Source organism: Vibrio sp. 10N.247.311.12, from assembly GCF_041467515.1.
Lineage (GTDB): Bacteria > Pseudomonadota > Gammaproteobacteria > Enterobacterales > Vibrionaceae > Vibrio > Vibrio crassostreae_C.
Genome location: NZ_JBFSUV010000008.1, coordinates 18188 through 31121 on the forward strand (window position 1 = coordinate 18188; position 12934 = coordinate 31121).

Sequence of the window (12934 nt, forward strand, 5' to 3'; positions counted from 1 at the left end):
TAAATAAAATTAAGGCATGACATCATGAATGAAATCATCAGCACTGCCGTCCACCCGGCAACCTCAGTCAAAAAGTGTTTGTATTGGCTAGATAACAACATAGAAAAATATCTCATTGTGAGCAGCTACTCTATAATGACTGTCATTATCTTCGTTGAAATAATCAGACGTTTTTTCTTTAGTATTCAGGCTCCGTGGAGCACTAGTATCCCTGTACTACTATTTTTATGGCTTACCTGGGTCGGCGCAGCTGTCAATGTCAAAAACCGTACTCACTTATCGCTCACCGAAATTAGATTACGCCTCCCTTATCAAGCGCAATTTGTATGCCTCATATTAGATGCCGTTCTCTGGCTAGTTTTTGCGGGCGTCGTTCTTTATTTTGCAACGGATCAGGTAAGGATCGCTTACGACAATTTTGCAATTGTTCAAGGAACTGACGATGTCATGCAGTGGTGGTTTTATATGGCAACACCAGTAGGCTGGACATTAATAATCTATCGAGTGATACAGAACTTCTTCCAAGATTGTAAACGGTACATAAATAATGAGCCATTGATAATCCAGACATCATTAGCGGAGAAAGAAGCATGAGTGAAGGTGATTTGATTAGCATTATTAGTGTCATCGTTTTGGTTCTATTTCTAGCAGGCATCCCTATATTTTTAATCATTGGGCTATGGGTTGTTGGGGTTAGTATCGTCATTGACTTTACCCTCGCTAACATCGGTGTAACGCTATTTGAGGGGTTAAACTTTTTCGGCTTACTAGCATTACCTCTTTTCATTCTAACCGGCGATCTAATTAATGCTGCAGGCATTGCAAAACGACTCTCTGATTTTGCGTACTCTATTTTGGGTTCCATTCGTGGTGGTATGGGTATGGCTGCGATTGGAGCTTGTGGGATGTTCGCAGCCATTTCCGGGTCTAATGCTGGGACAACAGCCACAATTGGCTCAATAATGGCTCCAGAAATGAAAAAGAATGGTTACGACGAAAGATTTTCTGCAGCCACAGCAGCATCAGGAGGAACTGTTGGAATTATTATTCCGCCGAGCGTGATATTCATTGTGTATGGCTTCATGATGAACCTTTCCATAACGGATCTGTTTATTGCAGGAATGCTGCCAGGTAGCCTCATGGTATTAGCGATGATGTTCGCATGCCATCTAGTTGCTCGAAAACAAGGATGGGGAACAGTTATTCCTTTTGTCGCAAAGACCAGTTTCAAATATGCAAGACGCGCTTACCTCGGCTTCATTACTATTGGTGTAGTCGTCTACGGCATTTACTCTGGAGCGTTCTCACCAACAGAGGCCGCTGCATTCACCGTTGGGTTCACAATTATCGCAGGCTGTATTCTGACCAAAGACTTACATTTCAAAAACATCCCTTCTGTGATGCTCAAATCAGGGCAGATTACAGGGATGCTAGCACCATTAATCGCGATTTCTGTCGTCATGCAACAATTACTTTCCATGATGGGAGTCGGTGAAATAATTGGTAACGCACTTAATGGATTCGGAAGCTATTACGCAGTCTTATTTATGTGTATGGGGATTATACTTTTAGCCGGGATGCTCTTAGAAAGCTTACCGGTTACCATTATTTTAGCTCCAATTCTCGCACCTATTGCCACAGGCATTGGCGTCGATCCGATTCATTTTTCAGTTATCTTCTTAGTCGGAGCTGCAATTGGTTTTGTCACACCACCGTTCGGCTTAAATTTATATGTCGCAAGTAGCGTAACCGGGATCCCTTATGGTAAGTTAGTTCGGTTTGTCATTCCTTACTTCACAGCGCTATTTATCTCGTGGGTTTTGATTGCTTTATTACCGAGCATTTCATTATTCTTGGTTCAATTTGGCGGCTAAAGTAGATTAACCGAATTTGCAAGCAATGACCCATTGCTTGCAAATTTATCAGAAAAAACAAAGGAGAAGCAGCATGAGCAATAACGAATCGTCAAGTAATTCAGCACTATCACGTGCATTTAAGATTACTGAGTTCATCGCTAGTGAGACACGCCCCGTTACAGCGGTTGATATTGCTTTGTTCCTAAACCTTCCTAAGGCCAGCGTACACCGGATACTCAGTCAACTTGAAGATGAGGATATTATTGCGAGAGATCTCCAAGGTCGCTTCTTGTCTATCGGTTCTCGATTTAAAAAAATGTCTCTAGACGTCCTGTCACATTTTGATGGGCGCGCACCTCGCCAGATGGTTTTAAAAGAATTAACAGACGAAATACAGGAAACCTGTAACTTATCCGTATTAGATGGATATGAATTGTTGTATTTTGAGCGTGTTGAGGCTAATTGGCCTATGATGGTCAACTTAAAATTAGGCTCGAGGTTGCCTCTGCACTGTACTGCTAGTGGCAAGCTATTTTTGGCCTTAATGCCAAGAAATAAACGAAAGCAGATACTTTCGACCCTAACACTAGAACCACAAACAAAACATTCGATTACCAACGTCGACGACCTAAACAGAGAGCTCGACGAGATTGGGATTCGTGGTATTAGCATCGACAATGAAGAGCTCATTGAAGGTATGGTTGCCATTGCAGTCCCAGTTTGTGATCAAGACGGAAATATGATTGCAGGCATGGCAATACACGCACCTACATTGAGGTTGAGTGTTAGTGACTTACTCACTAAAGCCGGTAGGTTGAAGCTTGCAGCAAAAAAACTAGAAAGCCTAATGACATTTCAATCCCAGATTACCGATGAGGCGGTAGAGTAACGTGACACGAATAGATGTATCCCAATAGGCCTAAATACCGAGTTCACAAACGAGCACAAGTTAAAATAACAAAGTAACAGGTAGTATTACTTCAATGACTCTTCATTAATCTACAGTGCCTTTGAGCACCGTGGTCTTCATCTCTCTACTTTTAAAACTCACCTTTCGAACTAAGCTATAGATAAGCAACGGAATGCAGATGAGGTACATATGGAGAAACGGGCTACTTGTATATCGCTCATACGACCTTTACCGCTAGTAATAGCCGCCATGTTTTCTGCGCCAAACGCATGGGCCAACAAAGATTACGGCCCCTTAATCAGTTATACCCAAGCACCACTGCAGTCGGTTCGCCTCACCCCGTCGCTCCGTTCAGGCTTCCCTCTTGAAGAGAATAAGGTTGAAGTATTTACAGCCTTAACTGCTGCGAGTATCTGGGCTAACTCCCACGGCTATCACTTAGACTATTATCAAAACCAACTTCAAACAGGCCTGCGATGGCAATTGACTACAGCGTGGCAAGTAGAGCTCAATTACCGCTGGTTATACGCCGCCAATAATCATCTCGACAAAATCACCATTAACTTTCACGACCTATTTAGCATCGACCAAGCAGGTCGAGATCAGAAAGAGAGACACCAATTCGACATCTATGCACCAGACCATGGCGTCAATAATCGAGACTTCTCCGGCGACACATTGACTAGCGCTTTCACGCTCTACACCCAATATCAGATCATAGATATAGAAAACCATGGCTTATCTTTTGGCGTCTCCCTTTATCATAACAAAGTCAGCCACGGTGCATTTAAGGGAAACAGCACCGAACAAAGCGCTCAACTCAATTATGCATACCAACTCGACATCAATACCTTCTATACAAGCTTAGGATTAGCGAATCAGTCCAGTAGAGAAGTGGAGAATAGCTTTTCACATAAAAAAACGACATGGTCATGGATGGGAGGATATCAACTCACGCTATTTGAAAATCATGAGTTACACCTAGAGTATCGTTGGTATGAAGGCGCAGAAGACGGTGAAACTGAGTTTTCAGAAGCCGCGAATGAAATGATGTTTGGCTATCGCTATCTCATGCAACGCTCGGCAATTGAGATATCCATAATCGAGAACATTTTCAATATGGACAACTCCACCGATGTTGCTTTTCAATTGGCCTATCGGCACCAGTGGTAAACCCATTTCAGGACGGGGCAGATAGTAGAATCAAAAAAGCCGAATGGTTAAGTTCGGCTTGAAAAGTTGTATTGTCTCTATTAATTAATAGACAGAGCGACTGCTAACAGAGAGGGAACTACGCACTCATGATTCTTGATACAGCGTTGCGAATGTCTGAGTCGGCCGCATTAGCAGGTAAGCTGAATGAGATGTATTGGTCGCCGCGGAAGCTCATTGAGCGGTCGATTTCTGCTAGGCAGTGAACCATTGAGCCTTCAACGATGAATGACAGTTCGATCTCTTTGTTGTTCATGAAACCGCCGCTGCGAAATTCAATCTCTTGGTAACAGCCCGAACGAGAAGCAAAGCTGTTGCCTTTCAGGAAGCCCTTCTCTACGTCTGCTTTCACCATTGCCATTCCCGATGCTTCCACACCTTGGATGATTTTAGCGACTGTTGGCAGTGGGTGAACCGAGATAAAGTCGCGGTCTTTAGGATCAATCGCGAAGCCGATATCTAGGTTGGTTTCAACCCACACATGGCATTGGTTCATTTGTGCATTCAATGCGGTGACTGGCGTTTCATCATTTAACTTAAGGCGGAATGGCACCAATTTGGTTTCACCCGGTTGGATAACGAAAGGCTCTACGGCCTGAATACGACCCAGCGAAAAGGTTTCGTAGCTGGTGCTGCCTTCCGTTTCTACTTTTACTTCGGTGTTGAGAACTAAGTTAATCAGGTCGATTTGTTGCTCAACGTCGCCGCCAACAATGTGAACGTTGCCAGACAACTCTCCACCTTGGAAAACTTCAATATTATCTAAGACGGTATCAACCTTTGCTGCACCGATGCCCAACGAGGCCTTTAATTTCTTAAACATATTATTTCCCTTTCTAATTATCTGATTTACGAATAGTTATTGCGTCACAATTTGCGACACTTGCCTCACAGAATCAAGCAATTTGCCCCATCTATGTTGAATAAAGTCACATTGCCCGAGGAAATGTTGAAATCGTGAATAAATCCGTTACTCTATTTGTATAGTCAAATAAGGTTTCATTATGTCGAAAGCGCCGCTCTACCTTCAGATAAAACAGTTTATAGACGACAATATCACTAGTGGTCACTGGCCAGTGGGTTACCAGATAACCACAGAGCTCGAACTCACCGAGCAGTTCAAAGTGAGCAGAATGACGGTCAATAAAGCCATTCGAGATCTGGTGTCTGAAGGCAAGCTCATTAGGAAACCAAGGCTAGGTACTTTTGTTTGTGAACCAGACGAAAAGGCGCAATCTCCGCTGCTTGATATCAACAACATCGCGCAAGAGATCAAAGACCGTGGCCAAACGTATACTAGCCAAGTTATCAAACACAAGAGCATCAAGGCAGATGAAAGCACCGCCACACGGTTAGGTGTGATGATCAATGCTGAAGTGTACTATAGTGAAATCATACACTTTGCCGACAACGCACCGATTCAATTGGAAGCGCGCTGGGTGAACTCTCAAGCCGCTCCAAAATACCTAGAGCAAGACTTTTCAACCTCTACACCTAACGAATACCTTTCAAAAAGCTGCCCGTTGAGTGCTATAGAACACACGGTTGAAGCCATTATTCCAGACTTACAAATCAGAACGTCACTAAAGCTTTCTGAATCAGAGCCTTGCCTTCTTTTAAATAGAAGAACATGGAGCAAAGAACGGCTTATCAGCTTTGCATTGCTCTACCATCCTGGCTCTAAGTACAAATTAAGCTCCAAGATACTTCTAGATTAAAGAACATCATCCTGATCGCCGATCACATTTTTGCAACATCGACTTGATTCAGGTCAGAGTTTAGCCTATTTATTTGTATATACATTTAATGTTTAGCAAAGATCTAGGTGATTATGAATTTGATCCTCAAAAACGCACGAGTGGTCTCGATGAGCTCGGGAGCTGACGGTTATCAACCTTCTTCCCCGCAAGATATCGTTATCGAGAACGGTAAGATCGTATTCCTGTCACACTCAAGCGATGAGTCACTTCATTGTGAAACGGCGAGTGCTAGCCGCTCTGTTGATCACATCATCTACGACTGCAAAAACAAGCTCGTCACACCAGGACTGATTGATTGCCACACTCATCTGGTGTTTGCAGGTAATCGTGCCAATGAATTTGAACAACGGTTAAATGGTGTCTCCTACACCGACATCGCAAAACAAGGCGGTGGTATTTTAGCGACGGTAACGGCGACACGAGCCGCACAAGAAGCCGAACTGGTTGAGATGGCGCTGCCTAGATTAGACGGCCTGCTAAGAAGTGGTGTCACCAGCGTTGAAGTAAAGTCTGGCTATGGTTTAACACTTGATGACGAGCTTAAGATGTTACGTGCTGCTAAAGCCTTAGAAAACCACCGTCGTATTAAAATCACCACCACACTCCTTGCAGCACATGCTGTACCACCAGAATATAAAGAACAGCCAGATCGTTACGTTGATCTGGTATGCCAAGAGATCATCCCTAAAGCCGCAGAGCAAGGACTAGCTGACACGGTCGACGTATTCTGCGAATCGATCGGCTTCAACCTAGAACAAACCGATCGTGTATTTGCGGCTGCTAAAGAACATGGGTTAGTGATCAAAGGCCACACAGAGCAGCTTTCTAACATGGGCGGCAGTGCGCTCGCAGCTAAATACGGTGCACTCTCTGTCGACCATGTTGAATACCTTGATGAAACAGGAGTAAAAGCACTGGCTAAATCAGGAACAGTCGCCACATTATTACCAGGTGCTTTCTACTTTTTGAAAGAGACACAGCAGCCGCCCATTGCCCTACTTCGTGAGCACAACATCCCAATGGCAATCGCGACCGACTTAAACCCCGGCACTTCTCCTTTTGCTGATTTAACACTGATGATGAACATGAGCTGCACCCTATTTGGCACAACCCCAGAAGAAGCATTACGTGGGGTAACTTGCCATGCAGCCGCTGCCATTGGCGAGTCGCAAAACAGAGGCAAAATTGAAGTAGGTTACTCTGCTGATTTGGCTATCTGGAATATCGAGCACCCTGCCGACTTAAGCTATCAAGTTGGTGTTCCTCACCTGCATAAGCGCATTGTTAATGGCGAGGTGTGTCATGACTCAATCTAAATCCAACGCTATCCAAGAGAACGCAACAACCATGCATAACTTTGTGTGGACCGGACGTAATGATCTTGAAGATGGCCCACTCGGTACTCGCGTTCATCACATTACCAAGCAAGTGCAAAGTTGCGAGTTAAGTGACGAGCTGACTGACGGTGGTATCGCCTTGGTAGGCTTTGCCAGCGACGCCGGTGTTGCAAGAAATAAAGGACGTGTTGGCGCAAAACAAGCACCTAATTTGATTCGCCAAGCGTTAGCTAATATGGCTTGGCACTGTGATACACGCTTTGCTGATCTTGGCGATATCGAATGTAACGATGATCAATTAGAAGTGAGCCAGAAGCAGTGCGCTACTGTGATTGCCAATGCGCTATCAACCAACAAAGTGATTACCCTTGGCGGCGGTCACGAAGTCGCTTGGGCTTCTTTCCAAGGCCTAGCTGAGCATCTTCACAGAACTCAATCAGATCACAAACCTAAGATAGGTATCGTTAACTTTGATGCTCACTTTGATCTTCGTGAATTTGAAAGCGACATCGCTGACGTCAAACCAAGCTCAGGCACACCCTTTAATCAGATTAGCGAATACTGCCACACACATCAGTGGCCATTTCATTACGCGTGTCTCGGTGTAAGTGCCGCCAGCAATACCAAAGCACTTTTCAACAAAGCCGACCGACTTGGTGTGTGGTATGAACACGACCGCAACATGACCCAAGTGAACCAAGTCGCTCAACTGGTTAAGTTACAAAAATTCATCGCTGAGTGTGATTACCTCTATCTCACTATCGACCTTGACGTATTTCCAGCAGCGACAGCGCCGGGCGTCAGTGCACCAGCGGCAAGAGGCGTGAGCTATGAAGCACTCGCTCCTTTTCTAGAACAGATTTTCAAACACAGTGAAAAACTCATTATCGCGGACATTGCGGAATACAACCCAGACTACGACATCGATAGCCAAACTGCTCGATTGGCGGCACGTTTGTGTTGGGATATAGCCAGTGCAATGGCCAGCGACTAATCCAGCTATACCGATAACTACAACTACAACTACAACTACAACTACAACTACAACGATATAACGTGAAACAGAAGGAATTCCAAAATGACGGAACACCACAACAGTGACCCTCGTCTCGACACGACTCGCGAAATTCGCGCACCTCATGGCACCACTTTGCGCGCTAAATCTTGGTTAACAGAAGCACCACTGCGTATGCTGATGAACAACCTAGACCCTGATGTGGCAGAACACCCACATGCACTGGTTGTGTATGGCGGTATTGGTCGTGCAGCACGTGATTGGAAATGTTACGACAAGATTGTTGAAGTATTAGAGCGTTTAGAGGACGACCAAACGTTACTTGTTCAATCCGGTAAACCTGTGGGCGTGTTCCCGACTCATAAAAACGCACCTCGCGTACTGATCGCTAACTCGAACCTTGTTCCACACTGGGCGAACTGGGAACACTTCAACGAGCTCGATAAAGAAGGCTTGATGATGTACGGCCAAATGACCGCGGGCAGCTGGATCTACATTGGTTCACAAGGCATCGTTCAAGGTACTTACGAAACCTTTGTCGCTATCGCGAAGAAGCACTTCCAAGGTGAAGTAAACGGCAAGTGGGTTCTAACGGGCGGTCTTGGTGGAATGGGCGGCGCTCAACCTCTTGCTGCAACGATGGCTGGCTTCTCAATGATCGCAGTGGAGTGTGATGAATCACGAATCGACTACCGCTTGCGTACTGGCTATGTAGACAAAAAAGCCACCAGCTTAGATGAAGCGATGGCAATGATTAAAGAGTCAGACACGCCAATCTCTGTTGGCTTATTAGGTAACGCCGCAGACGTCTTCCCAGAGTTAGTTGAACGCAATATCACACCTGATGTGGTGACTGACCAAACCTCTGCCCACGATCCTCTTAACGGCTACTTGCCGCAAGGTTGGACGATGGAGAAAGCCGCACAAGAGCGCTCCATTGATGAAGCAAAAGTGGTGAAAGCCGCTAAGCAATCTATGGCGATTCAAGTACAAGCGATGTTAGACCTGCAATACCGCGGCGCAGCGACCGTGGATTACGGTAATAACATTCGCCAAATGGCACTGGAAGAAAGCGTAGAAAACGCGTTTGATTTCCCAGGTTTCGTTCCGGCTTATATTCGACCTTTATTCTGCGAAGGTATTGGTCCTTTCCGTTGGGCGGCACTATCTGGTGACCCAGAAGACATCTACAAAACAGACCAAAAAGTAAAAGAACTGATTCCAGACAACCCACATCTACATAACTGGCTAGATATGGCGCGTGAACGCATTCAGTTCCAAGGCCTGCCAGCGCGTATTTGTTGGGTTGGCTTGAAAGATCGTGAACGCTTAGGCCAAGCATTCAATGAAATGGTGAAAAATGGCGAACTGAAAGCACCAGTTGTTATCGGTCGTGACCACCTAGATTCAGGTTCAGTAGCAAGCCCGAACCGCGAAACAGAAGGCATGATGGATGGATCAGATGCCGTATCAGATTGGCCTCTATTGAATGCCCTTCTGAACACAGCGGGCGGCGCAACTTGGGTTTCTTTGCACCACGGTGGCGGCGTTGGTATGGGCTTCTCGCAACACTCAGGCATGGTGATTTGTTGTGACGGCAGTGAAGATGCATCACAGCGTATTGCTCGCGTACTTCACAATGACCCAGCAACCGGCGTTATGCGTCATGCTGATGCAGGTTACGATATTGCCAAGCAATGTGCCAAAGAGCAGAAGCTTGATTTACCTATGCTAAACGAAGAACTTCGTCGCCTTTAATGTCTGGAGATAACATGTTGAATTTATTACTTAAGCCAGGACTACTAGGCCTATCTGAACTGCGTAAAATCAGCCGTAGCCCTGTGAACCTGTCACTCGACCCTGCAGCTATCCCTGATATTGAAGCGAGCATGCAGGTTGTCGAGCAAGTGATTGCTGAAGATCGCACGGTATATGGCATCAATACAGGTTTTGGCTTATTAGCGAATACTAAAATAGCCCCTGAAGATTTAGAAGTACTACAGAAAAGTATCGTGCTTTCTCACGCGGCGGGCATTGGTAAATTCATGTCTGATGAAACTGTGCGCTTGATGATGGTGTTAAAAATTAACAGCTTATCTCGCGGTTACTCGGGTATCCGCCTCAAGGTGATCAATGCACTTATCGATCTTGTGAACGCTCAAGTTTACCCATGTGTACCACAGAAAGGCTCAGTAGGCGCATCTGGAGATCTTGCTCCCCTCGCCCACATGAGTACCGTTCTGCTAGGTGAAGGCCAAGCACGCCACAACGGCAAGATCATCACTGGCTTAGAAGCAATGCAGATCGCAGGTCTTGAACCAATCACACTTGCGCCGAAAGAAGGCTTAGCGCTGTTAAACGGCACACAAGCATCGACTGCCTTTGCATTAGAAGGTCTGTTCGCAGCGGAAGACTTGTTTGCGTCTGCAACCGTATGTGGTGCAATGTCTGTTGAAGCTGCACTGGGTAGTCGTCGTCCGTTTGACCCTCGAATTCATCGCGTTCGTGGTCATCGTGGTCAAATGGATGCCGCGCTTGCTTATCGCCATATGCTTGATCAAAAGAGTGAGATTGGTGAATCACACACTTGCTGTGAAAAGGTTCAAGACCCTTACTCGTTGCGCTGTCAGCCTCAAGTGATGGGTGCTTGTTTACAGCAGATTCGTAACTCAGCAGAGACTTTAACGATTGAAGCGAATGCAGTATCCGACAACCCGCTGGTTTTCGCTGACGATGGCGACATTATTTCAGGGGGTAACTTCCACGCAGAACCTGTGGCAATGGCTGCCGATAACCTTGCATTAGCAATAGCTGAAATCGGTAGCTTGTCAGAACGAAGAATGGCGCTGCTGATTGATAGCGCGCTAAGCAAACTTCCACCTTTCTTGGTCGATAACGGTGGCGTGAACTCGGGCTTTATGATTGCTCAGGTTACCTCTGCAGCATTGGCGAGTGAGAACAAAACCTTAGCGCATCCTGCGTCAATAGACAGCCTTCCGACATCAGCAAACCAAGAAGACCACGTATCAATGGCAACCTTCGCAGCACGTAGACTTAGATACATGGCTGAAAATACCCGTGGGATATTGGCTGTAGAATATTTAGCAGCAGCACAAGGGCTAGACTTCCGCGCTCCGAATCTATCTTCTCCTCGTGTGGAAGAAGCGAAACAGATTTTGCGTGAAAAAGTCAGCTTCTACGACAAAGACAGATATTTTGCACCGGATATTGAACAAGCGAACTTATTGCTCAAATTATCCGTTCATAATCACCTAATGCCAGAAGGCACTTTGTGTAGCTTTTAAAGCAAAAACATTCTGAACAACACTCATTAGAGTGTCATATAAACAAGGGCTATCGATTAGCCCTTGTTGCATTGAGCCAGAGGCCATATCTCTCTTAAAGTCGTCACATACCATCCAACGTATTTATCTAATTGACTGATATATAAGCAAAGTTAACTGGATAGACCATTAGATCGAAGTTAGTTAGCTATAATCCACCCCAGATTTGATGACTAATAGCGATACTATGTTTCTGACACCTTACTTTTCTACTGAAGACAATCAATTTCAATTCACTCGTGAACAAGCTAGCCACTTTGCTAAAAAAGTAGCTGCTGACTTCAACCCAATTCACGATGAAGACAACAAGCGCTTCTGCGTGCCTGGCGATCTTTTGTTTGCAGTTCTTCTGCAGAAAGAAGGCATCAGCCAAAAAATGCGTTTTGATTTTTCAGGTATGGTGGGTAACGGTATTGCGCTTAGCGTTGACAACAAATGTGAGAAAGAAAGCTCACTGGTTGACGAGAAAGGCAAAGAGTACCTCCACATGTCTTGTGAAGGTGAAAAGAGCCACGACCAAGCATTCATCGAGCACGTGGTAACAAACTACGTTAAGTTCTCTGGCATGAACTTCCCACACATCATGGTTCCTCTTATGGAAGAACAACAAATGATGATCAACTGCCAACGTCCTCTAGTGATTTACGAGAGCATGGAAGTTGAATTTACTCGCCTAGACCTGTCTCACCCAGAAGTTGAATTCTCTGGCGCGACTTTTGATGTTGAAGGCAAACGTGGCATCGTGACCCTGAACTTCGATTTCAAAGAAGACGGCGAAGTAGTAGGTAAAGGCGTGAAGCGTATGGTAGCAAGTGGCCTTAAGCCATACGACCAAGCTTCTGTAGACGACCTAGTAAACCGCTTCAACGAACGCAAAGAGATGTTTCTAGCTCAGTTCACAGCCGCTGCTTAATCAGCTCTAGAACAAGATCAATAAAGCCCAGCTTGATAATCTCAAGCTGGGCTTTTTTATTTCGATTACTAAGCCAGCACTCAAATCATCACTAAATCCAGCGTCTAACCTTTTGTTTGTAATCAACATATTCTGCGCCGAATAATTGTTCTAGTGCTCGCTCTTCGGGTTTGATTTGGAAGTAATTCATGTAGATTACGAAGCCAAAGCTAAGTAGTACACTGAAGATATTCTGGAAGAAGTAGCCAAAGCAAAATAGCAGGATGAACAACCCTAAGTACATTGGGTTTCGCGTGTAGCCAAAAATTCCACTGTCCACGACGGCTGAAGCGGTTTCTACTTTGATCGGGTTAACGGTGGTTTTCTGTTTTCGAAATTCCAATATGCCGGATATTCCGATCACACCACTCAATGTGACTCCGATTCCTAACACAATCATTCCATAAGGCAATGCCAGTGTCCCTTGGCTCAACTGTTGAGCGCAGAAGTATGATGCTACGAATACAATAATGAACAGTGCAACTGGTGGTACTTTTAATTCTAGAAATTTCATACTTTTCCTTATTAACATTCCTTTGTTAGTTTAG

Annotated in this window: 12 protein-coding genes; 10 read left to right on the forward strand and 2 right to left on the reverse strand. The window is 45.2% G+C overall.

Annotation, left to right across the window (positions count from 1 at the left end; all coding sequences use genetic code 11):
• Positions 1-24: 24 nt before the first annotated feature.
• The 4 genes from AB6E30_RS05450 to AB6E30_RS05465 all read left to right on the forward strand — a co-directional run bounded on the left by AB6E30_RS05450 (position 25) and on the right by AB6E30_RS05465 (position 3939).
• Positions 25-594, forward strand: a complete 570-nt coding sequence (locus AB6E30_RS05450) for a TRAP transporter small permease (protein ID WP_017059783.1) — start codon at positions 25-27, stop codon at positions 592-594.
• The gene (locus AB6E30_RS05455; protein WP_017059782.1) at positions 591-1874 is read left to right on the forward strand and encodes a TRAP transporter large permease; all 1284 of its coding nucleotides are present in this window, start codon (positions 591-593) and stop codon (positions 1872-1874) included. The genes AB6E30_RS05450 and AB6E30_RS05455 overlap by 4 nt, the downstream gene beginning before the upstream one ends.
• Positions 1875-1947: 73 nt before the next feature.
• Positions 1948-2745, forward strand: a complete 798-nt coding sequence (locus AB6E30_RS05460; RefSeq protein ID WP_372102872.1) for an IclR family transcriptional regulator — start codon at positions 1948-1950, stop codon at positions 2743-2745.
• Between the two features lie 270 nt (positions 2746-3015).
• A complete protein-coding gene (locus AB6E30_RS05465) occupies positions 3016-3939 on the forward strand; it encodes a DUF3187 family protein (RefSeq protein ID WP_136981915.1) in 924 nt (307 codons plus the stop codon).
• A gap of 118 nt (positions 3940-4057) precedes the next feature.
• Here AB6E30_RS05465 and AB6E30_RS05470 read toward each other — a convergent pair whose 3' ends face one another.
• Positions 4058-4801, reverse strand: a complete 744-nt coding sequence (locus AB6E30_RS05470; protein ID WP_280620342.1) for a sporulation protein — start codon at positions 4799-4801, stop codon at positions 4058-4060.
• 181 nt (positions 4802-4982) lie between these two features.
• Here AB6E30_RS05470 and hutC point away from each other — a divergent pair, with 181 nt between their 5' ends.
• The 6 genes from hutC (at position 4983) to AB6E30_RS05500 (ending at position 12347) form a co-directional block, all read left to right on the forward strand.
• Positions 4983-5696: a histidine utilization repressor gene (gene hutC / locus AB6E30_RS05475; RefSeq protein ID WP_372083866.1), complete on the forward strand. Its 714-nt coding sequence runs from the start codon at positions 4983-4985 to the stop codon at positions 5694-5696.
• A 113-nt stretch (positions 5697-5809) separates the two neighbouring features.
• Complete coding sequence (gene hutI, locus AB6E30_RS05480; protein ID WP_372102875.1) at positions 5810-7054, forward strand: imidazolonepropionase; 1245 nt, start codon at positions 5810-5812, stop codon at positions 7052-7054.
• On the forward strand, positions 7041-8069 hold the full coding sequence (hutG, locus tag AB6E30_RS05485) for a formimidoylglutamase (protein ID WP_372102876.1): 1029 nt from the start codon (positions 7041-7043) through the stop codon (positions 8067-8069). Before hutI ends, hutG begins: the two co-directional genes overlap by 14 nt.
• An 84-nt stretch (positions 8070-8153) precedes the next feature.
• Positions 8154-9848: a urocanate hydratase gene (gene hutU, locus AB6E30_RS05490; RefSeq protein WP_102320506.1), complete on the forward strand. Its 1695-nt coding sequence runs from the start codon at positions 8154-8156 to the stop codon at positions 9846-9848.
• 14 nt (positions 9849-9862) lie between these two features.
• Positions 9863-11395 (forward strand): histidine ammonia-lyase, encoded by a 1533-nt coding sequence (hutH, locus tag AB6E30_RS05495; protein WP_372102878.1) that lies wholly within the window; start codon positions 9863-9865, stop codon positions 11393-11395.
• A gap of 226 nt (positions 11396-11621) precedes the next feature.
• A complete protein-coding gene (locus tag AB6E30_RS05500; protein ID WP_016792117.1) occupies positions 11622-12347 on the forward strand; it encodes a DUF3581 domain-containing protein in 726 nt (241 codons plus the stop codon).
• Positions 12348-12438: 91 nt separating this feature from the next.
• On the opposite strand, the gene AB6E30_RS05505 is transcribed toward AB6E30_RS05500, so the two are convergent.
• On the reverse strand, positions 12439-12900 hold the full coding sequence (locus AB6E30_RS05505; protein ID WP_017066183.1) for an isoprenylcysteine carboxylmethyltransferase family protein: 462 nt from the start codon (positions 12898-12900) through the stop codon (positions 12439-12441).
• Positions 12901-12934: the final 34 nt, after the last annotated feature.